Annotated in this window: 19 protein-coding genes; 9 read left to right on the top strand and 10 right to left on the bottom strand. The window is 45.5% G+C overall.

Annotation, left to right across the window (positions count from 1 at the left end):
* Positions 1-180: 180 nt before the first annotated feature.
* Positions 181-1,719: a SagB/ThcOx family dehydrogenase gene (locus QUB39_RS16760; protein ID WP_333057298.1), complete on the bottom strand. Its 1,539-nt coding sequence runs from the start codon at positions 1,717-1,719 to the stop codon at positions 181-183.
* Positions 1,720-1,946: 227 nt separating this feature from the next.
* On the opposite strand from QUB39_RS16760, the gene QUB39_RS16755 reads away from it, so the two are divergent.
* The 5 genes from QUB39_RS16755 to QUB39_RS16735 all read left to right on the top strand — a co-directional run bounded on the left by QUB39_RS16755 (position 1,947) and on the right by QUB39_RS16735 (position 7,254).
* Complete coding sequence (locus tag QUB39_RS16755; protein WP_333057299.1) at positions 1,947-2,468, top strand: pentapeptide repeat-containing protein; 522 nt, start codon at positions 1,947-1,949, stop codon at positions 2,466-2,468.
* Between the two features lie 314 nt (positions 2,469-2,782).
* Positions 2,783-3,115, top strand: a complete 333-nt coding sequence (locus QUB39_RS16750) for a hypothetical protein (RefSeq protein ID WP_333057300.1) — start codon at positions 2,783-2,785, stop codon at positions 3,113-3,115.
* A 33-nt stretch (positions 3,116-3,148) separates the two neighbouring features.
* A complete protein-coding gene (locus QUB39_RS16745) occupies positions 3,149-5,224 on the top strand; it encodes a dynamin family protein (protein ID WP_333259939.1) in 2,076 nt (691 codons plus the stop codon).
* A 14-nt stretch (positions 5,225-5,238) separates the two neighbouring features.
* On the top strand, positions 5,239-6,909 hold the full coding sequence (locus QUB39_RS16740) for a dynamin family protein (protein WP_333057303.1): 1,671 nt from the start codon (positions 5,239-5,241) through the stop codon (positions 6,907-6,909).
* 54 nt (positions 6,910-6,963) lie between these two features.
* The gene (locus QUB39_RS16735; protein WP_333259943.1) at positions 6,964-7,254 is read left to right on the top strand and encodes a hypothetical protein; all 291 of its coding nucleotides are present in this window, start codon (positions 6,964-6,966) and stop codon (positions 7,252-7,254) included.
* Between the two features lie 6 nt (positions 7,255-7,260).
* Here the strand turns inward: QUB39_RS16735 and QUB39_RS16730 are convergent, their stop codons facing one another.
* Both QUB39_RS16730 and gloA2 read right to left on the bottom strand, forming a co-directional pair.
* Positions 7,261-7,455: a hypothetical protein gene (locus QUB39_RS16730; RefSeq protein ID WP_333211094.1), complete on the bottom strand. Its 195-nt coding sequence runs from the start codon at positions 7,453-7,455 to the stop codon at positions 7,261-7,263.
* A 339-nt stretch (positions 7,456-7,794) separates the two neighbouring features.
* A complete protein-coding gene (gene gloA2 / locus QUB39_RS16725) occupies positions 7,795-8,181 on the bottom strand; it encodes an SMU1112c/YaeR family gloxylase I-like metalloprotein (RefSeq protein WP_333057308.1) in 387 nt (128 codons plus the stop codon).
* Positions 8,182-8,480: 299 nt separating this feature from the next.
* Between gloA2 and ilvC the strand changes: the two genes are divergently transcribed.
* Positions 8,481-9,530, top strand: a complete 1,050-nt coding sequence (gene ilvC / locus QUB39_RS16720; RefSeq protein WP_333057309.1) for a ketol-acid reductoisomerase — start codon at positions 8,481-8,483, stop codon at positions 9,528-9,530.
* A 994-nt stretch (positions 9,531-10,524) separates the two neighbouring features.
* On the opposite strand, the gene QUB39_RS16715 is transcribed toward ilvC, so the two are convergent.
* The 4 genes from QUB39_RS16715 to QUB39_RS16700 all read right to left on the bottom strand — a co-directional run bounded on the left by QUB39_RS16715 (position 10,525) and on the right by QUB39_RS16700 (position 19,985).
* On the bottom strand, positions 10,525-12,183 hold the full coding sequence (locus QUB39_RS16715; RefSeq protein WP_333057310.1) for an alpha/beta hydrolase: 1,659 nt from the start codon (positions 12,181-12,183) through the stop codon (positions 10,525-10,527).
* Positions 12,184-12,698: 515 nt separating this feature from the next.
* A complete protein-coding gene (locus QUB39_RS16710; protein ID WP_333057311.1) occupies positions 12,699-14,699 on the bottom strand; it encodes a cation:proton antiporter domain-containing protein in 2,001 nt (666 codons plus the stop codon).
* A gap of 569 nt (positions 14,700-15,268) precedes the next feature.
* Positions 15,269-18,025, bottom strand: coding sequence for an NHL repeat-containing protein (locus QUB39_RS16705; RefSeq protein ID WP_333057312.1), 2,757 nt, complete (start codon positions 18,023-18,025; stop codon positions 15,269-15,271).
* Between the two features lie 460 nt (positions 18,026-18,485).
* Positions 18,486-19,985 carry a hypothetical protein gene (locus tag QUB39_RS16700; RefSeq protein WP_333057313.1) on the bottom strand — a complete coding sequence of 500 codons (1,500 nt, stop codon included), beginning with the start codon at positions 19,983-19,985 and terminating at the stop codon, positions 18,486-18,488.
* 59 nt (positions 19,986-20,044) lie between these two features.
* Here QUB39_RS16700 and QUB39_RS16695 point away from each other — a divergent pair, with 59 nt between their 5' ends.
* Entirely contained in the window at positions 20,045-20,245 is a 201-nt protein-coding gene (locus tag QUB39_RS16695) for a hypothetical protein (protein WP_333211099.1), read from the top strand.
* A 55-nt stretch (positions 20,246-20,300) separates the two neighbouring features.
* Here the strand turns inward: QUB39_RS16695 and QUB39_RS16690 are convergent, their stop codons facing one another.
* Together QUB39_RS16690 and QUB39_RS16685 are read right to left on the bottom strand one after the other, a co-directional pair.
* On the bottom strand, positions 20,301-21,698 hold the full coding sequence (locus QUB39_RS16690; RefSeq protein ID WP_333391561.1) for an amidase: 1,398 nt from the start codon (positions 21,696-21,698) through the stop codon (positions 20,301-20,303).
* A gap of 283 nt (positions 21,699-21,981) precedes the next feature.
* Positions 21,982-22,245 (bottom strand): hypothetical protein, encoded by a 264-nt coding sequence (locus QUB39_RS16685; protein ID WP_333057315.1) that lies wholly within the window; start codon positions 22,243-22,245, stop codon positions 21,982-21,984.
* Between QUB39_RS16685 and QUB39_RS16680 the strand changes: the two genes are divergently transcribed.
* Both QUB39_RS16680 and QUB39_RS16675 read left to right on the top strand, forming a co-directional pair.
* Positions 22,244-23,278 carry a type IV pilus twitching motility protein PilT gene (locus tag QUB39_RS16680; RefSeq protein WP_333057316.1) on the top strand — a complete coding sequence of 345 codons (1,035 nt, stop codon included), beginning with the start codon at positions 22,244-22,246 and terminating at the stop codon, positions 23,276-23,278. The genes QUB39_RS16685 and QUB39_RS16680 overlap by 2 nt on opposite strands.
* Before the next feature lie 75 nt (positions 23,279-23,353).
* On the top strand, positions 23,354-24,154 hold the full coding sequence (locus tag QUB39_RS16675) for a circadian clock KaiB family protein (RefSeq protein WP_333057317.1): 801 nt from the start codon (positions 23,354-23,356) through the stop codon (positions 24,152-24,154).
* Between the two features lie 289 nt (positions 24,155-24,443).
* Here QUB39_RS16675 and QUB39_RS16670 read toward each other — a convergent pair whose 3' ends face one another.
* A complete protein-coding gene (locus QUB39_RS16670) occupies positions 24,444-26,084 on the bottom strand; it encodes a thioredoxin-like domain-containing protein (RefSeq protein WP_333485107.1) in 1,641 nt (546 codons plus the stop codon).
* Positions 26,085-26,126: the final 42 nt, after the last annotated feature.

Here is a 26,126-nt window from a genome sequence, read left to right as displayed (position 1 = left end):
AAAACCTCTCTATTACAGGTTTGCAATCCTCACTTTACTGCTATCACTTGAAAATTCAGAAGATTGACTGACTCGCTTGGTTGATTTTTGGCAGATTGAGTGGTTCCTACCGTAAATCAGCCCGGCCAATCCTTCAATCTAAAATCTAAAATCTAAAATCTAAAATCGATTCGCTCATTCTTACGATCGAGGTCTTCCCAGACTGGTAATATAAAGCACAGCCTCACCCGCAGGAATACCGAGAACGTCATTGACACGATCGTCAAAAAAGCCCGCGATACCGCTGACACCCAAACGCAGTTGCATAGCTGCTAAATTCAACCGCTGGCCCAAATGACCCGCGTCCATGTGCAAATAGCGGTAAACTCGATCGCCATATTTTGCTACAGCCCTGTTCAAATCCGCCGTGTGAAACAACAGCGCCCCCGCATCTCTGCCCAAGTCTTGCCCCAAACACAAAAAATGCAATTCCCTGCGGAAATTTTTAAACCGAATTTGCCGCAATTCTTGAGCTTTCGGAGCGTAATAGTAACAGCCTTCTTCTAACCCATGCACTCCCGAAACAGCAATAAAAGTCTCGATCAAACTTAGATCGAAATAGTCTGGATTACCGTCTAATCCTTGGTCGATATAGTGCTGCGGCTGGTAAGTAAAATCCAGCATAGCTAGCAGTTCGCCCAAGCTCAAAGAAGCACCTGTATAAGCACGGGTCGAACGCCTTTTGAGCATAGTGTTTTCTAAAGTTTCCAGGTTCACTCCCCAAGGAATCGAAGGAGTGACAGTCGAAACTTTAGTACAAAAGGGAAAGTTGTATTTATCTTCTAATTCCCCTTCATTTTCATCAACTTTCCAGCCGTCAGATCCGGTAGGGTCTGATTCTAAATGCGTCGCTTTGTGGAGGTATTTTAACAGTTGACCTTCGGAAATTTTCGGGTAATCTGTCGTGGTGTTTCCGGGCAAAGCTGTTTTAAATTTAGGCAAGTTTTGGTCAATATCTAGCAAGTCGGCTAAAGCAACTACACAAATTGCTCCTTCTTGATCCGAGTCGATGTACAGTAATTCATTGACAGCTTCGTCGGCGAATCCTCCAATCAGGTGAGGTCGGTAATCGTTGACGGCGCAAGCTAACTCGATATTGCTCAATAAATGACCGGTGTCTAGAAAAATTCGCCGATAAGCTCGGTCTTCGTAACGCCAAGAAGAACGGAAAAAAACAGTGGTAATGGCGATCGCCAATTGGGTATTTTCTAGCGCGGGCGACTGGAAACAAGCTGCTTGCAATGTCGGCCAAACTTGACTGTCCCAAAAATGAACAAGTGAATGAGTTCTGCACTGATAGTTGTAGAGTCCGGCCGGCAACTGGGCAGTGCCACGGGAAATTAAATAAACCTCTGCTGGGTAGAGTCCACCCGCCGACGGTGCGGATCGCAAATACAGGTAGCTGTCGTCTACCGTCTGCACTTTCGCCGTCAACCCGTAGCTGCACAGCAACAAGCTAGATAACCGATGCCACCAAGCGGCATCGGGATCGGCATCGGCATCCTCCGAGGGGTCTTTGAGATAAGGCTTGAGGTCAAAATACGCTCCAATTTTATATTCTTTGAAAGGCACAGGTTGCTCTGTCCAATCTAGCTGTTTGCTTTTAGCGGCAATGGTTTCAGGGTCGTATTTTGTCCGTTCGTGGTAGTGCTGAGCAATGGAGAGAGGAAGTTCTGGCATATTTCAGTAGAGGATTGGCTTTGGTTTCTCGATCGATCTTGACATTACTAACCGCTTACTGGTTAAGCAAGGCAGAAATTTACAAATATAAAAAAAATCTTAGAAAAAATGCGACTGTTGTTACACAAGCTTAACATAAGAATATGCCTAAGTATAAATACGCAGAATAATAACCATTAATTACTGTTATGGATTGGCTGCAGTAGCTGTCGTCATGAGGGGTGAAAATGCAAAAGCTAAGCGCTGAGGAATTGCTCGCTCAGTATGCTGAGGGCCAGCGAAACTTTAACGCAGTTGACTTAAGTGAAGATAACTTGTTTCAAGCAGATTTGACAGAAATAAATCTTTCTGGTAGCGTTCTGAGGCGAGCTTATTTGCCCTACGGAAATTTGACTCAAGCCAATCTTTATAAAACTGATTTGCAAGATGCTGAATTGGGCGATATTCAACTTTATCAAGCTAACTTGTCGGAAGCAACTTTATCAAGAGCAAACTTATCAAGAGCAAATTTGCGTCACGCCAATTTGCAAGGTGCTAATTTGCAGAAAGCCAATTTGCAAGGTGCGGATTTGTACAATGCAGATTTGACGAATGCCGATTTGAGATATGCGGATTTGAGCCGTGCTAATTTGGAGAAAGCAAAGTTAACCAAAGCTCAATTAGCGGGATGCAACTTATTTCGATCGCGTTTGGTTGATTTGTCGGAAGCTGAGTGCGATCGCACGACTATCGGCCCCGAAGGCTATTGATGATTTGCATCGGCTAGTCTGGGGCGTAGGGCGATCGGCTTAATTAGTCGTGAAGCGTAAGCTGTTCTACATTTAAATTGTCTGTTAAAAAACAATTCCCCGTCTTGTGGGGTGGGGTGGGCCTAAAAGCCCGCCCTGAATATACAATTTAAATGCGCGACAGCGTAGCTATCCCGTAGGGAATCGCCCTTTTTAAAATTTCTTAACATTTCTCGACACGCCGGAAAAGGTGAGTTACAGTCGTAGAGAACTTATCGCTCCGCAACATTGACAATAAATAACACATTTTTTCAGCGAAAAACAGGCTAAAATTTATGAATTCTCCAGACAACAAATCCAGAGAACTCCGGCGCAAAGAACAAGAACTGCGGAAGCGCGAACAAGAAATTAGGCTCCGCGAACTAGAAGCCGAAATTGACCGTTCAGTGCCCGAACATCTAACAAGCAAGTACCAAGAACCCGACAGCCAAGTTAACGGCAAACTCAAACAGTGGCGCAGAAAAATTATAGCAGCCGCTCAATTTACAGGCATTGTCATTGCTGTTATCGTTGCAGTTCGCATAGCATCTTGGCTGGCAGCCGCGCTGATAGTGGGAGGCATTGCTTTCATAGCTTACAAAATGTTTATTGAAGAAGACAAAATTTGAGAATGTCAAGCAGGAAACTATCAGGAAATACCCATGAACCTTAAAGTAGAAACTAGCAACTTTCTCAACGATTTAGAGCGAGTAGCCGCCGTCCGCCGAGAAATTGCCACTCGCCTCAGCAACATCGCCACAGCCATCAACCAATCAGAATTAGCAGGAGGAGAAGCATCGGGAAAACTCGGTTTAGAAACAGACAACGCCGACATTGATATCGCCAGTAAAAACTTGCGCCAAGGAGTCTTTCGGCTGCTAGTGCTAGGCGACATGAAACGCGGTAAAAGCACTTTTCTCAATGCGTTAATCGGCGAAAACTTACTGCCCAGCGACGTAAACCCCTGTACAGCTTTGCTGACGATTTTGCGCTACGGTTCAGAAAAAAAAGTCACCGTTTATTTCAATGACGGCAAAAGCCCAAAACAGCTAGATTTTAAAAGTTTTAAACAGAACTACACAATTGACCCCGCTGAGGCAAAACGCTTAGAAGAAGAAAAGAAACCAGCATTTCCAGATATCGATTGCGCCGTAGTAGAATATCCCTTACCTTTGCTGGAAAAAGGCATAGAAATAGTAGACAGTCCCGGACTGAACGATACAGAAGCCCGGAATGAATTATCTCTCGGTTACATCAACAACTGCCACGCTATTTTATTTGTACTTAGAGCCACTCAGCCTTGCACAATGGGCGAAAGACGCTATCTAGAAAATTACATCAAAAATCGCGGATTGAGCATTTTCTTCCTGATAAATGCTTGGGATCAGGTGCGGGAAAGTTTGATTGACCCGGATGATCCTGAAGAATTGGCAGAAGCAGAAGGGAAACTGCGGCGGGTTTTTCAAGCTAATTTGGCTGAATATTGTTTAACAGAAGGCCACGACATTTACGACGAGCGAGTGTTTGCAATTACCTCAATTAAGGCGCTCAGATTGCGGATGAAAAACCCGGATGCGGATTTGGCAGGTACTGGTTTTCCCGAGTTCATGGCGGCACTAAATACGTTTTTGACCCAGGAAAGAGCGATTTCGGAATTGCGTCCGGCGAGGACTTTGGCGCGTCAAATTTCTGCTCGTGTCCGCGAAACTGTTGGGCGCAGATTACCATTACTCGATCGCGATGTCAATGAATTGAAGGAAAAGATTAATTCAGTTGAGCCGGAGTTTAAAAAGCTGACTCACATTCGCGATGAGTTTCAACAAGAAATTATCGAAGTTAGAGATAGTAAATCGCGGGCGATCGCAGATTCTTTCCGCACCTACGTTCTCAACTTAGAAAATACCTTTGAAACAGATTTCTTACGGTATCAACCTGAACTGAGATTTCTGGATTTCTTCAGCCAAGGCAAGCGAGAAGCCTTTGAAGCATCGCTCAAACGAGCATTCGAGCAGTACATCAATGACAAACTAGCAGCTTGGACTCTAACTGCTGAACAAGAGATGAATTCAGCATTTTCGCAACTCTCGAAAAGTGCCGCAAATTACGGAGCATCTTACACGAAAGTGACTGAAAAAATCACCGAAAAACTAACGGGACAAAAAATACCAGCAGCAGTCAGCAACTCGAACGAAGATAACTCGCCCAGTTGGGCAAAATGGGCGATGGGATTGTTCTCGTTAACGACCGGGAATCTGGCAGGCGTAGCAATGGCAGGAGCAGGTTTTGATTGGAAAAATATCCTGCTCAACTTAATTACTGTGTTGAGCGTCAGTACGATTCTTGCTAGTTTGACGGGGATTGTTTTGGGGCCGCTGTACTTGGCTTTATTGGGGATGGGTGTTGGGGTTTTGCAAGCAGACGGAGCTCATAAACAGTTGGTGAAAGCGGCGAAAAAAGAGCTAGTGAAATATCTGCCGCAGGTGGCTCAAGAGCAGTGGCAGCCGATTCACGATGCTGTAAAAGAGTGTTTTGATGTTTACGGGCGGGAAGTGGGCGATCGCATGAATGGTGATATCAATTCTCGGAAATCAGAGTTAGATAATTTGCTGGAACAAAAGGAATCTCGCGAGATTAATTGTCAGGCTGAATCACAGCGGTTGAAAAAATTGGAGGCTGATGTTTCTGCCCAGTCGCAGAGTATCGAATCGCTATATCAAGCTTTCCTAGCATCCGCTTGAAATAAAACAACAATATGCAACAACCCGAAATTTATCAATACCTCACCGACAATCTCAAATCAGCACTCGGTATTCTCGAACTCGACAAAAACTCCCAACTTTATCTAGATACAACCTCAATCTGCGAGTATCTCGCCAAACCAACTTTTCAAATAGCTGTCTTTGGCCCGTTTAACTACGGCAAGTCAACTTTGCTCAATGCAATGCTTGGAAATCGTGCTTTGCCGATCGACCTTGTGCCCACTACAGGTGCTGCCATTTATGTCAACTACGGCGAGGAATTGCGCGCAAAAATTACCCTCAAAGACGGCACGGAAATTAGCGAACCGGGGACTGATGTTTTGAAACGCTACGCCATCCTTGACGACGCGAGACAAATGCGGGATGATGTGGCAGCCGTGAATGTTTACTGTCCCCATCCATTCCTGCAAACCGGTGTGGAATTGCTGGATTTGCCGGGAACCAACGATCGCGAAGAACAGGATAATTTGGTTCGGGATAAATTGCTAACGGCTGATTTGGTTGTGCAGGTTTTAGATGCTCGCAAATTGATGACTTTAGGCGAACGGGAGAACTTGAGAGATTGGTTGAGCGATCGCAACATCAACACAGTCGTCTTTGTTGCCAATTTTCTCAATCTACTCGAACCAGACGACCAAAAACAAGTTTACAATCGCTTGTTGTTTGTTGCCGAAAGTTTTCGCTCGAACTTGCCGAACAATATCAGCAATATCTACCGCGTCGATGCTTTGCCGGCTTTGAGGGCGAGGCTGAAAGGAGATGTGGCGGCCGCCCAAACTACAGGAATTGCCAGCTTTGAATCGGCTTTGCAGAGTATTGTGGCAGATCGACAGGAACAACTAGCAGTTAAGTTGCCCAGAATTGAAGCTATAGCTACTAAAATTTGCCAATCTCTTCGAGCCAAAGCTGAAACTGTCACCGCAGAAATAGCCGCTGCTCAAAAGAAGCACAAAGACAAAATTGAAATTAAACAAAAAGCTGAAAAACTGATATCAAAAGGCTTTCAAGCCAGCGTTTCCGATTTCGAGATTTGGCTTTACCAGCCCACACTTTTGCAGCGGTATCAATCGGAAATGGCGCTGTCGCTCCAGGAAGGGAGTTTTGATGCCTGGAAGCTAAAATTTGAGCGAGAGGTGTTGAAGCAGCAGCAAACCATCGCAGAATGGGTAAATAAAGCTTGCGAGTTCTTTGATAAAGAACAGCCGATCGCACTTTTGATTTCCTTTCCTCCATCCCCGCAAGTTAGCTTACCGGAACCGCCACCACCTCCAGCTCAAAAGTCGATCGACAGTGAAGTGACTCCTGTGGCGATCGCCACAGGCTTAGGTTGGCTATTGGGCGGGCCCGTGGGAGCCGCAGTAGTCGGCGGTGCTAGCTATATTTTGAATAAAAGAACTGGGTATGAAAAGCCGCCTGAATCGCCAGAAGCTTATCTAAATCAAGTAACGGAAATTTGCAGCGAGGCTGCTAAAAACTATCTCGCTCGCTTCAGTACCGATACTTTTTCCATGCTGCAACACTACAAGGAAATCGCCGGAAAAGTTATCTGTTTTCAAGACAGCAAAGAGCCATTAAATATGAATGTTCAACAGTACCAGTTACAGTTAGTAAATAATTTAATCGAGAACTTAGAAGCACAATTGGAGAGAATAAAAGTTATATGATTTGAGATTTTATATTACTTTGATGGCTCTGTCAAATCCTCAAGAACAGGCAAGATGCCTGTTCCACAACAATTCAGTTTTATTGTGGGAAGAACAGGCAAGATGCCTGTTCCACAACAATTCAGTTTTATTGTGGGAAGAACAGGCAAGATGCCTGTTCCACAACAATTCAGTTTTATTGTCGGAAGAACAGGCAAGATGCCTGTGCCACACAAATTCAGTTTTATTGTGGGAAGAACAGGCAAGATGCCTGTTCCACAAAAATTCAGTTTTATTGTGGAACGGGCATCTTGCCCGTTCCTAAAAATAATGAAAGATCCAATTTCTAATCAGTCACTGCTTTAACTTCCTTCAAATGACCAAATCTGTAATTAACGGCAAATGATCCGAACCGACATTTCGGCCAGTACGAATCTTTGAAACACCAATTTCTTTGCTCACTAGAAAGTGATCGATCGGAATATAAGCCAGCGGCATAAAAGTCGGCCAAGTCGGTAAAATGCCAAAGCCCGATCGCGCATTTCGCAGTTTTGCGGTTTTTACCATATTTTTGTAGAATGGCGACCACATTACCTGTTTTACCTGTAGCTACTATGGCTATAAATAGCATGAAAGCAGGCAATCCGAGCGTGGTGTTTCTGATGAGATAGTCCATTATACAATTTTAGATTTTAAATTTTAGATTTTAGATTTAGAATGAATCATGCAGTTTTTAGGGCAATGCACACCCCACCTAAGCTGTTGTGCATTTAAATAGAATGTCAACAAACAATTCGCCGTCTTGTGGGGAGTAGGGGTTGGGCCTAAGATCCCGCCCTGAATATGCAATTTAAATGCGTGACAGCTTATTGACTTAAGAGCGACTTTACAAACTCGGGAACCTCCTTAAATTTCATAAATTTCTAAGGGTAAGTTGTCGGGATCTCGGAAAAATGTAAACCGTTTTTCGGTAATTTCGTCAAGGCGAATGTTTTCTACTTCTACTTCTTGGGATTTTAAGTAAGCAACGGATGCTTCTATGTCCTCTACGGCAAAAGCTAAATGTCTCAAACCGCAAGCTTCAGGATTGTTAACTCTTTCAGGAGGATTGGTAAATGAGAAAAGCTCGATGGTGTCCCCGTTTCCGACTCGCAAATCTAGTTTGTAAGAATTCCTCTCGGTTCGGAAAGTTTCTTTGATAATGGAACATCCCAATACTTCTACATAAAATTTTTTCGATGCTTCGTAATCCGAGCAAATAATCGCCACATGATGTATTGCTTTTATTTTCATCTTAAAAAAGTTAGTTAGTTGCGTTTTTCTGAGATATTGCACCATGTTAAATAAGCTTTTTATGAACAGGCTTTCCGGCCTGTTCCACAACAAAATTCACTCTTTGTGGAACAGGCCGGAAAGCCTGTTCTTGAGAATGGTGCAAGATGTGAGGTTTTTTCAAATGCACAGCACGCTATTGACAATTATATTTGACTCGGCGACAAACCCTGCTAAATTCAGCGCGATCTCGCTAAAATTTCCCCCGCTCAAATCTTAATTAAAAAAATTATGTAAAAAAAGTACCCTACTTTGATAAAATGAGAGTTTTGCAGTCAATCACCCAATTTGCATCTCAGGAGACAAGGATTATGGCCCGTATGTATTACGACACCGACGCGAACCTAGACCTCTTAGCCAACAAAACGATTGCTATCATCGGCTACGGTTCCCAAGGACACGCCCACGCGCTTAACCTCAAAGACAGTGGCATGAATGTCGTTGTCGGTTTGTATCCCGGTAGCAAATCTGCCGCCAAAGCAACCGACGCGGGTTTAACAGTTCACCCGGTAGACAAAGCAGCAGCCGCTGCTGACTTCATCATGATTTTATTGCCCGATGAAGTTCAAAAAACTATTTACAAAGAACAAATCGAACCCAACCTTTCTGAAGGAAATGTTTTAGCATTTGCTCACGGTTTTAACATTCACTTCGGCCAAGTTGTTCCCCCTGCCAATGTAGACGTAGTAATGGTTGCCCCCAAAGGCCCCGGACACTTGGTGCGACGGACTTACGAACAAGGGGAAGGTGTTCCGAGTTTGTTTGCAGTATATCAAGATGCTTCCGGTCAAGCGCGCGATCGGGCAATGGCCTATGCTAAAGGTATCGGCGGCACCAGAGCCGGCATCCTGGAAACCACTTTCCGCGAAGAAACAGAAACGGATCTTTTTGGCGAACAAGTAGTTTTGTGCGGCGGTTTGAGCGCCTTAATTAAAGCTGGATTTGAAACTTTAGTTGACGCCGGATACCAACCGGAATTAGCTTATTTTGAATGTTTGCACGAAGTTAAACTTATCGTTGACTTAGTAGTAGAAGGAGGCCTCGCCAAAATGCGCGACAGCATCTCCAATACCGCAGAATACGGCGATTTAACTCGCGGCCCCCGCATCGTCACGGATCAAACCCGCGCCGAAATGCGTAAGATTCTCAGCGAAATTCAATCCGGCCAATTTGCCCGCGAATTCGTTCTGGAAAACCAAGCCGGCAAGCCAGGTTTTACCTCCATGCGCCGTCAGGAAGCAGAACATCCTATTGAAGAAGTTGGTAAAGATTTGCGAGCTATGTTTAGCTGGTTGAAAAAGCACGCTTAATCAATTTTAGATTTTAGATTTTAGATTTTAGATGGGAGGATCGATCTAAAATAGTCCTGGACGCATAACCTCTATCTGTAGGGTGTGCATTGCACACCTTACTGCTGGGAAAATCTCAAATCTCAAGTTTAATCGATTACAGATTAGAGATGGGATAAAAAATCTAAAATCTAAAATCCAAAATCTAAAATCGTACTGTTTGGTTGTGCTTCGCTTAACCCAACCTACAAGAAAATGGCTAGGTATTGTTAAAGAAACAGGGTTTCTCGCTGGTAGCTCAAAACTATCGACTCGGGCTAGGAGTTTTTTGCAATTTCTCAATATCCTGTTGCCTTTTCTCGTTGAAATCTCTCGGCCTCAACCAATCTGGCCACAACCCGACGAAGAACTTTCGACTGGCCACGCTAGTATCTCTTACAGGTTTGGGGAGAAAAGTTAAAGTGTCACCGTAAAGGGTAAACAGGGCTGCCAACAGAAGCAATAGCGGGATAAGATTTTTTTTAGGCATCGCAGTTGGGGAGTAGAGTTTGTGAAAGCGGTTGCTTATATTTTGCCCTTGCACGGACAAAAAATATCAGAAACAGCTTAAGAAGAAAATCCACCCTGGGGGCTAAGCTACCGCGCATACAAAAGGAAAGGCTGCTAGTCGTAATCTCGTTTCCGCTGACATCGGAATCATAATTTTCCCAGTGCAGTGGGAGTTTCCCGTGTGGCTCCGCGCTCTCAGGAGCGATCGTCCCGCTCGCACTCAAGTATAATTTCGATGTCACCTTATTTGATATTACTACAAGTTTTTATCATTAGTTATTAGCTGATGACTAATGACTAATGATTAATGACTAATGATATTATGTCCCATCGATTTACGGCGATTAAAGGTCGGGTCGGGTTTACAGATTTTCCCGTTTCTATTCAATATCTTGGCGAACCCGCCCCTACAGGAATCATGGTTAATTGACCGGACATGATATGACTAATGACTAATGACTAATAACTACTTATTCCTTTGAATAAAAGTTTGCACGACGGTATTAATTTCCGGGGAAATTTCTGTTACTAGCCGCACCGGGATTGCCGATGTGGAGGCAAATTGCGCGTATTCTGGTGTTAGAAAGACTGCATATTTATCAGCTTCAGCAGTTAGTTGCGCGGCGGTAGCCAAACTTACAGCTTTAATATAATTGCGTATGCTAACAGCTTGGTCGCCGACAACTTCATCCCCAGTAATTACTGTGCTCGGCCTGCGAACTTGGTTTAAAGTTGTACTCGGATCTTTGACGCTTAAGTGCGTTCCTCCTACAAAACCAACTAGCCATTTAGGAGATGGAATTTTCGGAAAGCCAGCAATTTGTTCGGCTAAGGCAGGAGTGGTTTTGTCGGCAGAAGATGCTACTATTAATGTGGGAATCTTAATTTTACTTAAGCCCGTTTCTCCAAATAATAATGATGCGATCGGATTCATGGCGATCGCCCTTTTAATCCTCCCATCCCGCAATTGATACCGTTCTTCGGGCAATCCGGCCGCCGCGCACTGAATGCCTTCGCCTAAGCTGAACCCAATCAAATCCCCCTGACACCTTTGTTTGAGTCCGCTCAATTGCAGTTCGGCGCCGGCCACGGACAAGGCTGTAGCGCCGCCGAAGGAATAGCCAACGATCACCGCTGGGTCGATCGCAATTTTCCCCTGCAAGTTATCATCAGTTTGGTTCAATTTTGTCAGTTCGTCGAGTACAAAACTGATGTCTTTGGGACGGTCTAAAAACTCTTGAGGAGCTAGCAACGGACACTTCCCCGCCATCGCAGCATTGGTATTCGTCTCGTTACTGCCGGGATGTTCTAAAGCTGCTACCACATAGCCGTGAGACGCCAAATGCTCGGCTAAGTAGCGCAAATCCGTGCGGACGGAACCCAAACCGTGAGAAAAGACGATCGTCGGTTTGTCGGCTGTCGCAGCTCTTGACCAGTACACATCAACTGGAATACGCCGATTGCGGGCGCTATCGTTCAAATCTAGCGCCCGTACCTGCACGACATTAGGGCCCGGCTGGGTTGGATCGAAAGGCAGCTTAAACGCGGGTTTAACTGGTGCTAACTGAGGTGCGATCGCCGCCATAAAGCGCTGAGTTTGCCAAAAACTTACGTTCATATTTCCCAAAACAGCGAAAGCTCGATCTAGATCCACCACGACCCGCGAGCTCGGATAAGATTCAATGAAACTCAATATAGATAAGCCTTCCGGCGCTTTTGCTCCCTGCACCAGAGCGGCTCGCAGCGCTTCCACACCCCCACCGTCGCGCCTGGGTATGACAGTAGTCAAATCCGTCAGGATGCCAGTGCCAATGCCCGTATTTAGCAAGTTGCTCAGGCCGACTACATTGAGGGGAATTTTCGCTTGCAGCGCCCGAAAAATTTTACTCCGCTGTTCGTCAGACAAGAGATTGGCATAAGCTTGCAGTTTGGCGGGGACTTTTCCTGTTTCTGCGAGTTCGCGCAAATCCGCAACCGATATTGACGTTTCTAAAATACCTTTGCGGATAACAACCGTTTCTGCCGCTTTTACAGAGGATGTCGCGTCGCTGAAAGTGCCGATCGAAATCGAACCCAAAACACTCGCCACTGAAGAAAACCATCTGAAATTTGGTCTGATGCTCATTTTTACGTTATTGAACTAGAGGAGATATATCACCATATTCTCAAAATTCTCCCAGATACCGAGAAATTGTCCTAGATGCCGAGAAATTGTCTCCATCGGAGTGCGATCGAAATTAGTTTGGAAAAGTGCGATCGTCCGGGCTTTAGGCGGGTTCTTTTTGAATGATTAAACCGCAGAGGGCGCAGAGGGCGCAGAGGAAGAGAAGAGAGATAGGAATAGTGTCGGTACCCACGGATTTGATATTAACCTGCAGCCCGAAAAGTACAAACTTCGGAAGTTAGTTATCTCATGGACGGTTGCATCGGATGGAGTAGGATTAAATCTTAACAGCAGATCAATGCAGATTCATAACATCATCTGCGGTTAAAATATTGGGAGCATCTCATATTTGTAAAAACACTTCTTCTGGCTCCTGACTTCTTCCTTCTGACTCTTTTCTCCTGACTCCTTACTCCTGACTCCTAACTCCAATTTCTAGCTTGCCTGCTTTCATTGAGATGCTCCCAAAATATTCCTCAAGATACAGGAAAATAAACAACAAGCATCGAGATATCTGCGTGAACCCGGGCGATCGCTTCCGGTTCTTTGAGAGTGCCCGGTTTTTCCCACAAATTCTGGTGAGAAATTGTGGTTAAAATCAGCAAATCGTGTTCTAACAAATTCTGCGAAACTAGCCTGATAAAATTTCCCCGCACCCGATTTACTGGTATCTCAGAAAGAATTTCCACCTCCGCCCCACTTTTGTTGCTTTGTTCCCGTTTTGTCGCCACCAACAACACTTGCAAACTCGCCTTGAGTTCCTCGGCCAAACTCTTAGCAATATCCACGGTTTCCTGAAATCCAAACCGAGTCAACTCGCTGTCAGTTACCGCCAAAAGAACTCTGGCTGTATTCTGGAGAGGATCGGGAAATCGAGCAATCAGTACGGGTACGGGCGATCGCCCGATCACAGTATCAATGATGCTGCCAAAAAAATTGTCGCGAGTCGTGGAAAATCCCTTCCAACCGCAAACTATTAAACTAGCCTCGCGTTCGGTTGCACTCCGCAGAATTCCGCGATCGATCGCATCATCTATCCTCGCGATCGGTTCAACCGCACAAGCAGCCGCATGGGCGACAGTTTCCGCAGCAGTCAAAAGTTGAGTTTGCTGCATTTTCTCTGCGGGCGAAATTGCTTCCCCGCGATCGGACAAAATATGCAGCGGCAACAAAGTTCCCTGAGATGTTTTTGCTAAAATCAAAGCCAAACGCAGCAAATTATCTTCCGTATTCGGATTAGCAACAGGCACTAAAACTCGCTCTCCCCATGAATGCTTTCCCGCAGTAGGAACCGGCAAACTCGACCCCGGCGGCTGCATTTCTTGACCCCACCGAGATACAATCCAAGGAGAAGCGACACAAGTTACTAAAATCATGGCAATGATGCCGTTCACCGTTACGCGATCGACCAATTTAATCTCAAAAGCAACCGTAATCGCCGCCAAAGTAGAAGCAGCTTGAGCAACAGAAAGGCCGAACATTACCATAATGTTCGGAAACTCAAAGCCAAATAATTTCCCCGGTAGCCAAGCTGCCAAAAACTTGCTCACCACCTCTGCTAAAATCATCACCGCCGCCACCAACAAAGACTGCGGCTGCTTTACCAAAATTAGCGGGTCAATTAACATCCCCACAGAAATCAGAAAAAACGGCACAAACAGCGTATTGCCAATAAACTCAATCCGATTCATCAGGGGACTCATTTTGGGAATAATTTGAGTAATGGCAATCCCCGATAAAAATGCACCAATAATTGCCTCAATTTCAATTAGTTCTGCTGCGTAAGAAACTAGAAATAGGGTTGCTAATACAAATATAAATTCGGCATTTTCGTCGTGTCCGAATTTCTTGAAAAACCAGCGACCGATTTTGGGAACGCCCCACAAAGTAGCAAAAGTGTAGATAGCAAGAGATGGAATGAGAAACAGCCAAAATTCGAGAGTGAGATTTCCTTTGTAAGCTTTAACAACAATAGCCAGCACCAACAGTCCCAACACATTGGTAATTAAAGTCCCGCCCAAAGTCGTAGTAATAGTCTGAGTTCGCATCAATCCCAATTTGGTGAGAATTGGCAGCGCTAAAAGTGTGTGCGTAGCAAAACAAGAAGCGACTAAAATTGCAGCCAGCCAGCTATATCCCAACAGCAGCATCGCCCCTGTCCCCAATATCATCGGTAGCGCAAAAGTAGCTAGCCCAAATATGACAGCTTTGTCCGCATTCAGTTTGAGATCGTCAAGGCTAGTTTCCAGTCCCGCTAGGAACATCAAAAACAGCAATCCTACAGTACCTAGCAAAACAATAGTAGCGTCTCGTTGCAGCAAATTGAGACCGTTGGGCCCGACAATTACGCCAGCAATAATTAAACCCACTATTCCCGGTAGTCGCAAGCGCTCAAATACCAGCGGCGCGAGTAGCATGATTGCTAAAAGAACCAGGAAAACGGGAACGGGGGCGGTAATTGGCCCGGAAGTTAACATAAATTTTTTACCCTACATATTGGCAGCGAACTGCTACCATATTTAAAAGGAAATAATCAAAATGTCTATCAATCTAAAGAGGTATTCTCAATATTTTACAGCGTAATTGGTAATAAGTAGGACTGGGCGGGAGCAACTGGGTTTATTGGTAAAATATGGGTTGGATGACTAGAAATTGGGCGCAGCACGAACTCCGATAAAAAAAACTATATTTTTCAGTCCTGGAAGCACAAGAACCAGGTTAAGAGTCAAAATAACAGGTTGTCAGCGATCGACTTTAACGCCAAAACCTGGTTTTTTATCCTATTTGCGTCCACCACTATTTAGGTATCAAATGCAGCGGGACACAGACATATATCCCAAAATGGAATTTGGTAAACTCGGTCTAATTCAGAAACCCGGTTTCTTTTAAAAACCGGGTTTTTCACCACAGCACAACAGACAATTTAAATGGGTTTGTCTTGGACGCGAAACAACCTGGTTTCTACGCAACGTACTTAACCTTACCCTTACGGTAGCTAAGTATGTATTTCTTGTCAAGATTTTTCCATCTAATTTCCAATGATAGGCTAAGCGATCGACACAATGCTAGCTCGCTCGTAAGGCAATCTGTTAGTCGGCAAAACCTCCAGATTAATTTGCAACGCATCCAAAGCCGGATTTTCGGCTAGCAGCTTTTGCGTCAAACTCTTATTAAGAATTTCCCAGAAATCCGTTTCATTGGGATAATTAGTCAAGAAAGTGTCGATGCTTTGGTAAATCGGCACAAAGTCTGGATACTCATCCTGCGTAATTCCTGGTTTGTACTGATATTTGACATCCATATTGAGGTTATTCAAACCCTGGTGATCGATCGAGTAATTAGGAATTTTGAAATCCCATGCTTCGCCTAATTTACCATCTTGAGTGCGAGTAACGGTACTGCTGCGCTCGTAAGGCAATCGGTTCGTCGGTAAAACATCCAAATTAACCGTCACCGACGAAAGTGCCGGATTGTCAGCAAGCACTTTTTCGGTCAGATTCTTGTTGACAATTTCCCAAAAATCTGTTTCGTTCGGGTAGTTAACTAAAAGGTTGTCAATGCTCTTGTAAATCGGCACAAAATCAGGATACTCAGAATTTTGAATCCCGTCTTTGTACTTATAATTTACATCAATATTCAGGTTGTTTAACCCTTGATGATTAATGGGGTAATTTGCCAATGTAAAATTCCATTTCTCCGTCAGTTGAGCATCGGACGGAAAGAAAGAAATTCCTATTGGACGCTGTAGCTTGCTGTCGGGAGGGACAAAAATAGAACTGTTACTCGATCCAGGATTTCCCGATATTGGCAGCGGTTCGTCAGTCTTGCCATTATACCGCAAAACAGCGCCGGCACCGTTAGCATTAGCGCGGTTGTCAAAGCCAACTGCAAACAAATTGCCGATCGGCGAAAAAGCCAAACTACCTACATAATTGCTACTGGGCGAAGTATCAGTATAATTCGTAGATAAAACCTTGACCAATTCCCCACTTCTTAAATTGTAGCGCCTGATATCGTTAGCAAAATCGCTGACATAAAGGTCGCCGTCAGCGGGCCCGATTGCCAGTCCCAAAAGACTTGCAAATCCCTGACTCCGAGGCGAAGGATCGGGCGAAGCAAAGATACTTGACTGCCCGGTTTGCGGGTTGTAACGCAGCACCTGACTGGGGAAACCTGCGCTAAAATCTGGTTGACCGTTGGTCGCCACACTCCCCTGCGTTGTCACGTACAAATTGCCGTCAGGAGCAAACAGTAAACCGTTCGGGCCATTCAATCCTCCCGCTTGCTGATTTCCCGAAGCAAATACATCAATAAACTGTCCTGTTTGGCCGTTATATCGCAGAATTTGGTCACTCAAAAAACTGCTGACATAAAAATTACCGTCAGGGCCAAAAGCTAAACCGTAAGGGCGAAACAATCCGCCAGTTTCATCGGCCGCCGTGTTCGGATTATCGGCGACAAACTTGTCAATAAATGCGCCAGTAATTCCGTCATACCGCAATACCGCCGATGCTGTCGGTTCTCCCGAATTTCCGGGCTTGTCGCCGCTAGTAACGTAAATGTCCGACTGATCATCGCCATTGCCATCGGGCCCAAAAACGATCGTATCTGGATTGGACAAACCGCCGCTTCCCGGTGGAATAAATTCGCCTAGAAAATTGCCGGTATTGCCGTCAAACCGAAGTACATTATTTCCCCGGCTATTGCCAACTAGGAAAGTTCCTTGAGGATTGCTGGGTTGAGTGCGAGTAACTTTGCTGGTGCGGTTGTAGGGCAAGCTTTGGCTTGGCAGAACGTTGAAGTCTATCTTAATTGCCGCCAATGCAGGATTTTCGTTGAGGATATTTTGAGTCAAGTTTTTATTGACAACTTCCCAAAAATCTGTTTCGTTCGGATATGTGGTTAAAAAGTTATCAATGCTATTGTAGATTGGCACAAAATCGGGATATTCATTGGGAGCGATTTCCGGTTTGTACTGGTAATCTATATCGAGATTGAGCTTGTTCAATCCTTGGTGATTGATTGCGTAGTCTTTGAGTGAAAAATTCCAATCTTCTGTGATTTTGCCCGATTGACTGCGGAAAACTGTACTGGCGCGATCGTAGGGCAATACCTCCGTTGGCAAAACTTCCAGTTGAATCGTAACATCTGTCAGTACCGGATTTTCAGTAAGCACCTTTTCCGTCAAATTTTTGTTGAGAATTTCCCAGAAATCTGTTTCGTTCGGGTAGTTAACTAGGAAATTATCAATGCTTTGGTAAATGGGCACAAAATCTGGATATTCGTTTGGGGTAATTCCCGGTTTTAACCCGTAACCAACTTTAAGGTTGAGGGTGTTTAAACCTTGGTGATCGATGGTGTAATTTTTAAAATTGAAAGCCCAGTTTTCATCAGGAAATAGGGAAGAAGTTTGGGATAGGGAGAGTTCACCAACAGGTAAAGCCATCCCTGTCAGTTCGTCTATCTCACCTTGAGTGGAGGTAGCGGTCGGGGATTTTAGACTACTATCAAATTTAAGATTGTCGCTTCCTGACGATGGGAGACCGAAGTCGGTGGATGGCCCAAAAAGGCCGTTAGCGAAGCCCTCGTAGAGGATCGCACTACCAGTCGCAGCCGCCGCCCCATCGCGTTTTTCAGTCAAATCGTAGCTGGTATCAAATAAAATATTGGTATCGCCTACGGCAATTGTCCCGATCTGATTTAAGCGATCGAACTTACTGAATAAGTCTAGTATTTCCGCTGAAACACCCGCAACATTTCCCCGAATCGGATTTTCTGGAAACCGTCCTGCTGTGTTAAACATAAGCTATTTTTTTAGATACACCCGCCATCGGGAATTAATTTGAAGAGATTATAGCCTTTTTTCCAAATATGTCAAGTATCTTAAGAAGTATTTTATATTTCCTTGCCATAATTAAACCTGAAATTTGTCCCCTTTCTCAATCCTCTCGTTTCCCGTGGCATCGGTATTGTTCAAATGTCAAACAGTCAATCGATTTTAGATTTTAGATTTTAGATTTTAGATTTTAGATTTTAGAATTGACCCCACGGATCAATTCGGGGGCTCCTTTATCGGATAGAGGTTTTTTATTTCTGGACGGATGAATCACGTGGCGGGTATCCTGGATGCGAGGGGGTCAACAGTCAATAGAAATTTATGCGAAAAACCGGATTTCTAGTTCCCCGCACACAAATCCTGATTTGGCATACCGCTTCTAAATGTGTGGACAAAACTACCCAATGCTAGATAATTTGTCCGCACCTCACTCCACGGTGTAAGTGAAAGCGTTCTTTCCTAGTGATAAATCTTCCTCATTTTCGAGGTTGGCTAGGAAACTCCAGTTAGAAACGGTAAAGTAATCGTGTCTGCGATTAACCTTACCGGAACGCTCGATCTGTTTATTCAGTTGGTTCCACATCGACCATACGTGCTTTGCTGAGTTCACCTCAACATAGGCGGTTATGGTTGATGGCAGTCTTTCACTCAGCCGCATTCCGCGTCTGGCAATAACCAATGCAGCCGCTTCATCACTGGCTAGTCCGTACATTTTCATGTACTTCACTAAACCAATAATTGAACTGTATGCAGGATTGACCGTAATTAGCTCAATGCCACGGTTTGATAAGATTGCGTTCAGTTGTTTGAAAAACTCGCTGTAAGCCCATGAAGACATCATTCTGGCGTATTTCTTGCTTTGCTCACCTAAGCACTCTTTCTTGTGCGCAAAATCAAGTTCTTCGCACACGACCGGGCAAGAAAAGCAAATTGCAAGGTTAGCCAGAGACAGACAGGCATCAACGATTTGAGCCTGCTGCTTACCGGATGGGAGTCCGATTTCTAGGGGAATTTTACCATGAGCTTTCAGGTTGCCTTCAGTGTCAACATAGCTCCAACCAATCGAACCGGGATTCATGTCAATTCCAATACAGCCATAGGCACGATCTTTGGATTGGCGCTTCACCTCAGAAGCTGTAAACTGTACCGCAATATTCCACTTGCCATCTTTTTTGAAGAGATGCCAGGTCTTAGAGCCTGTTTCAGGTAAACGGTTAATGTTGCGATCGAAGTTGCCAACTTCAGAAACTACGGACTTCCCAAACCGAGTTTCTAGACAGGCAGGGACACGGAATTTAATAGTTTTACCGTCCCACTGTGCGACCTGATTCCCAAAACTTTCGTCTGCGGCCCCAACAATAAAAACTTGACCGTGCGGGACGGACACCTTAATGGGTTTATGTTTCAAGAATTCGATCTTGGCTTGAATCAGGTACAGTTTGCGTTTTTTTCCATGAAGTTGAAACTTCAAATTTTGCCAATTCGTATCTTTATGGTTCAACGAACAGGACAGAGGGAAATTGCAACCTGTTTTTGAATTCTCCCAATTCTTTTTTGCGTAGAACTTTCGAGCAAGTTTCAGCTTGCGCTCTGCCTTCTTAATCCAAGCTTTGATTGATTTCGCCTTCCCGAACAATGTTTTAATATGCAAAGCTTGATGTTCTTTTGAGCCGTCTACTTTACCTTTTGCATAGGCAATGACACCATTTGCATGACGCTTGCTAATTTGATAGGTCTTCTGCAAATGGGTGTTCCACATTGATTTGTTGAATTCAGTGCCGTTCTTTAGGTGGTTGACTGTTTCAATTGCGGCATCTCGAAAGATGGGCGCAAATGCCTCTAGGAACATCTCAAAATCCGTGAATCCTAAAGCATTTAGTTCGTTTGCTGGCGTTGGAAGACCTTTGATGTAAGTTAGGGAAGGCATTGATTCGACCTCTCAATGTATGTTACGTGTCAGTATATCAACTACGGCAAAAAACAACAATGCCATTCCATAAAGACAATAAATTTGGTTTTACCAGTGATGAGCCACTAGATAAAGATCCTGTGTGTTTCAAGGTGAAACCAGGAATCAAAGACAAATTGAAAGCAGTCCCCAACTGGCAGGAACGGCAAGCGAGAATATGTCGATCGGTTAATAGATGGACAAACGGAAAGCAATGGGTAGTTCTGTCCAGAAATTAGCGAACAGCTTCTAACCCCTAAAAAAGGGAAATGTGATTTTATCCCTTACTATTCCCTATTTAAAATCTAAAACGGGGAAAGGTTTCGCCGCTTCCATCTGCGCCGCTAAAGCAATTAAAGTTGCTTCCGCCGCCGGCCGCCCGATAATTTGAATTCCCACGGGCAAACCGTTGTTATCTAAAATAGCAGGAAGTGCGATCGCAGGCAAACCGCTAGCATTAAACGGCGGACAAGGAGCTACCCAATTAATAATGTGCTGCAAAGTTTCTTCAAAACTCAAATCCGCCCACTCCCCAACCCGGATTGGCGAGTGCATATAAGTCGGCAAAACTAACACATCAAATTTTTCAAAGAATCCCACAATCCGCCGTGAAATCACCTGCATTTGATTCACCGCCCGCAAATATTCCCCAGCGGAAATAGTTCTTTCTAACAGCCAGCGATTCATCGGTTCCAAAGCAGGGCCGGGAATGCCACTTGCCGCCGCCCCAGACTGCCAAATTGCGATAAACGGTTCGATTAAACCCGTAAAATCCGGGCATCCAGGTTCGACATCATGACCCAAATCTGTCAATAATTTTACTGTTTCGAGTACCGCTTGCTGACAGATAGGCGCAGCCTCGCCCACAGGGGAAATACTGGTAGAAAAAGCAATTCGTAGCTTGCCTAACTCTTGAGTGGAAGCCTCTAAAAACGTCGGATTTGAATCGGGTAGCCAGTACGGATCGCCTGTTGTGTAGCCTGACATCACATCCAAAAGTGCGGCGGCGTCAGCTACAGTGCGCGCCAGTGGGCCGTTGGCAGAAATGCCGCTGAGGTAATCTCCGACAGGTGCCCAGGAAACTCGCCCCCGCGACGGTTTAATGCCTACTAAACCGCAGCAGGAAGCTGGACCTCGAATCGAACCGCCGCCGTCTGAACCTTGGGCGATCGCGCACAAACCCGCTGCTACAGCCGCCGCTGAGCCTCCGCTGGAACCTCCGGGCGTATAGTCTAAATTCCAGGGATTGCGCGCGGGCGGGAAACCTTCTGGTTCGGTGTAAGGTAATGAGCCAATTTGAGAGGTGGCTGTTTTGCCCAGAATGTTAAATCCCGCTGCTTTGATCCGCCATACTACTGACTCGTCGTAGGCAGAGATGTTACCCTGCAAAGCCTGAGTGCCGTAGGTACACGGAACGCCGGTAACGGGTGTCAAGTCTTTAATGGCGATCGGCACTCCGAAAAAAGGTGGCAATTCCTGTGGCTTGTTTAACCCAGCTAGTTGTTCGGTTTGAGATTTAGCTAGGGCGATCGCCCGATCGGCCGTTACAGTAAAATAACTGCCCAGCTCAGGGTTTAATCGCTCAATGCGTTCCAAGTACAGATTGACAATTTCTAAAGGCGACACTTCCAGCGTGCGGATCGACTCCGCCAACTCCAAAGCTGGAGTAAAAGCCCGATCGACAGAATTCATCCGTTTAAGTCCTTAATAGTTGGGCAAAGTATAATTTAATACTTTTAAATTGTGGCAAAGTCTTTTGATTAAGAAATTTATCCAAAAAAGTCAAAAATCCATATTTGATCATATATCGAGAGTGATGACATCCTCCAATTGGCACAATAGTTCCTTAGTAGTGCAGCACTACGACCCCCTCTTGGGATAGACTGAGAACAACAGTTAAGCTTTTGTGCAAGACGCGCACAATGGCGATCGGCATTGTTCAACTCCCACAAATCATCTGTTCGAGTCAGCCTTCTCACCAACTTAAGGTAGCGCATATGACACAACAGCATCCGCCCGCTCCTCGCCCGCCCGTACCCGGAGCCCCCCCACCACCCGGAATGCCCCGCCCTCCTGCTCCCGGAATGCCCCCCAGAGCAGCAGGAATGCCACCAGCACCGCCACCGGCACCAGCACCAGCAGCGCCACCGGCACCAGCACCAGCCTCGCAATCCTTCGCCACACCTAAAAGCCAGAGTTCTAGCAGCGGCGGATCTCCGACTTTGAAAGAGCTAGTCATGCGAGCCAAAGAAGAAGGAGTATCCGACCTTCACCTCGGAGTAAACGAAGTTCCCCGCTTCCGCACGCGGGGCGAGATTGCCGACATCGGCTATCCACCGACGGATTTAGATACGTTTTTTGGCTGGTTGCGGGAGTGCATGAGCGATGAAGAAATTGAAATTTTCCAAAAAACCCTAGACTTTGACGGCGCTTTCGACTTCGGGTTCGTCCGCATTCGGATCAGTTGCATGGACTCCTTGGCCGGCCCGGCAATGGTGCTGCGGCTAATTCCTGCCAAAATCTTGACAATGGAGGAATTGAAACTGCCGGAGGTATTTAGGAAAATATGTGGCTACCACAAAGGGCTGATTTTGGTGACAGGGCCGACAGGTTCGGGTAAGTCTACCACCTTGGCCGCGATGATCGACTACATCAATAAGAATAAAGCCTACAACATCATCACGATCGAAGACCCGGTAGAATTCGTACACGAAAGCAAAAAATCATTGATTAAGCACCGGGAAGTCGGCAGGCACACCCTCAAGTTTATGAGCGCTCTCAAAGGCGCTCTGCGACAAGACCCCGATATGCTGCTAGTAGGAGAAATTCGGGACAGAGAGACGGTGGAAATCGCCCTCAAAGCCTCTCAAACCGGTCACTTAGTTGCAGGAACCCTGCACACCAACAGTGCGGTTAAAACCCTGAACCGGATTCTTGATATGTTCGGGGCGGAAGAACAGGATGCCATACGGGTTTCAATTTCCGAATCCCTAGTGGCGATTATTGCTCAACTGCTGTGCAAAACCACAGACGGCAAGCGGGCTGCTTTCCACGACGTGATGATCAATACCGACGTGGTTAAGGAATACATTATGAAGGGGCAGAATGAGGAAATCAATCAAATCATGATCAAAGATACTTATGAAGGCATGACGACGATGAATAAGTCGCTCTACGGTCTTTATCAAGAAGGTCGGATTACTGAAGAACTTTGTGTAGAGAACTCGCCGTTCCCGAACGAAATGGCTCAGATGCTGCGAGGTCGAGTCTAAAGGTCGAGTGTTAACAGTTAACAGTTAACAGTTAACAGTTAACTGTTAACTGTTAACTTTTATTGGTGTACTGAATTGAAAGTCGATCGCCCTATTTTGCCAGAATTTTTCAAAGGCATTGCGCTGTTTACACCAGGGGGAGACTTAATCTATTGCATAGACCCCCACAAGCAAACTCGGTGGCATTTGCAGTTGTGCGTAGCTCTACAGGAGATCCTCGGTTTGTCGGAACCGCCGCATTTTCTGATACCTTGCTACACGGCAACCATTGACTGCTGGCTCGATCCAGGCGATCGGCAGGTGCGGGTTGCTGCCGAGGCTTACCCCCCCGTGCTGCGACATCAAACGCTGCTGAACGCCATTTTTGGGACTGGCGACTTAGTGTGGCATCCCCGCAGCGAAGAAATGTGCGAACCGATGGCAATCGCTACTTATCACGAACAATTCCCCGAACTTTGGGAAAATCACGACTTAGTTGTACAGTATGCCAGCCCCGAAGCTCGATCGGACTGGAGCAATTCCATAGTAACTCCCTTGGGCTTTCCGCAATCGCAGCAGACTCGGCTTCCCAAACCAACAGCACTCACCCCACCGCCACAAACTCAAGGGTACGTTTTGCGTCTGTTTGTTTCCGGCAGCAACCCCAGCACCGAACGCACTCTCGAAACTTTACACCAGTTCTTAGAGAAATGCCTCGATCGTCCCTACACTTTAAAAGTAATTGATGTTTTGAAACATCCAGACCAAGCTGAGGCAGATCAGATTTCAGCAACTCCTACTTTGATTAAAATCTGGCCGAAACCCGTGCGACGGATTGTCGGCGAATTGAACGATAATGAAAAAATAGTGCGGCTGCTGAGCTATTCGGAATTTTAGATTGGGGCGAGGATTTTTGCGATTATTTAATACGGGCGATCGCGGGTTAACTCACCATTGAATTAACCACATAAGACTTATGCACGATTGTTTAGAAACCGGGTTTTTTTACGAAAAGACCTGTTGTAGGCCGCAGATTCGGTAAAAAAACCGGTTTCTGCGTGCTAGGTTAACTTACTTGGCTTGAAAATTGTGGTAAGGTGCGCCGAATAGCACCCTACTTTAACACAATCAATCTGGCAATCACGAGAATTGAGAACCCTGCCTGAAGTAAAAAAGGTCGATCGACTTAATCAGGAAGACAAACATCCGGGGCGCACAAACTGGGGAAATCCAAAGTTGTGACTTCCAGCGTATCCAACTCAACTCTCCGAATTACATGATTGTTCGTATCAGCAACAAACAAATGAGGCCCGATCGCACTCAACCCTGAAGGTTCAAAAAATCGAGCCTTGAGACCTTTAGCATCAACCAAACCTGCTTTACCATCTCCAATCATTGTTCTGCACGTACCGCCCCGGTGGTCGATCCGCTTAATTTTGTGATTGTAAGTATCAGCCACCCAGAGGTAATTTTGAGCGTATTCAACACCCAAACAGTGCTGCAACCTTACCTCCTCAGCGCGACCATCTTTATCCCCAAAACCAAACAATTCACCGCTACCGCAGACTGTACGCACCTTCGGGTCTTCATCAATACCCACAGCGCGAATCGAACTAATTTCGCTGTCAGCAACAAACAACTCCGATCGATCCGTAGACAGGCCACTGGGCTGAGAAAAAGCAGATTCTGCAAGATTCCCGTCTACACAGGATTCTCGGCCAATACCCGCATAAGTGGCGATCGTGCCAGTATCTAACTGCATTTCCCAAATTTGGTGGGAACCCGCCATTGCAATAAAAAGTCTATTTCCAACTCTTTCTAAATCCCAAGGCGAATTCAATTGCGTTTCTAAACCCTTGCCGCTGCGGGGTGAAATTTCGTGACTTTGTTCGCCCGTACCAGCAACAGTTTCCACCCGTTGAGTCGTAAAATCAATCTTTCTGACAGCATGATTTTCCGTATCAGCAACATATAGAATCTGACTTTCTGCATCAAAAGCCATACCTTGAGGTGCAAAAAACTCAGCCTCTTCAAACTCCCCATCAGTTAAACCCGGTTTACCGCTACCGATAACGTGCAGCACCTCACCTTCGAGGGTGCTGACAACAATCCTATTGTGGCCGGAATCGGCAATAAATAAGCAAGAACCCACTAAGTTTTGTATGACTGAATTAGCCGGCCCTGGCAATACAGTTTCATCTACAGATTCATTTTCCTGACTCATTTCGCCCAAAAGCGCAACCTGTTGGTGAAGATGTTTTGCCTCCGTTGCACCGATCGCAAATGCCAGCACTTTACCGGGAAAAGCCAGCGGTGTTGATACAGGTTTGCGCTGTTTTTCTAAGGTAAAACGCAGTTCTTTAAAATTAAGCGCATTTTTATCTTTGTATTCAGCAATTAACTTGCCAACTAACTCGTCAAGTGCTTCTCTATTGCCTTCGCCGGAAACAAAGCCAACGACATAACTTTCAGGATCGATCACCATTAAAGTCGGCCAAGCGCGAACCGCGTAGCTTTGCCAAACTTTCATGCCGCTGTCAACGATTACGGGATGTTCGATATCGTAGCGGAGGATAGCTTGGCGGATGTTTTCTACTTCTTTTTCGTTTTCAAATTTAGCCGAGTGAACGCCGATAACCGTGAGGGAATCTTTATATTTTTGTTCGAGGTATTTTAAGTCGGGGAGGACGTGCAAGCAGTTGATGCAGCAGTACGTCCAGAAGTCAAGGAGGACGACGCGCCCTTTTAAGGATTCAATGGATAAAGGTTTTTCGGTGTTCAGCCAGGGGTAGTTTCCGGGGAATTCTGGTGCTCTGACGCGGGGCATGGCATCTCCTGGGTAGGATGTGAATGATTTTTTTACTTCTTT

Source organism: Microcoleus sp. AT8-B5, assembly GCF_036705565.1.
Classification (GTDB): domain Bacteria; phylum Cyanobacteriota; class Cyanobacteriia; order Cyanobacteriales; family Microcoleaceae; genus Microcoleus.
Note: the sequence above shows the minus strand (reverse complement) of the source record. Positions and strands in the feature narration are given on the sequence as shown.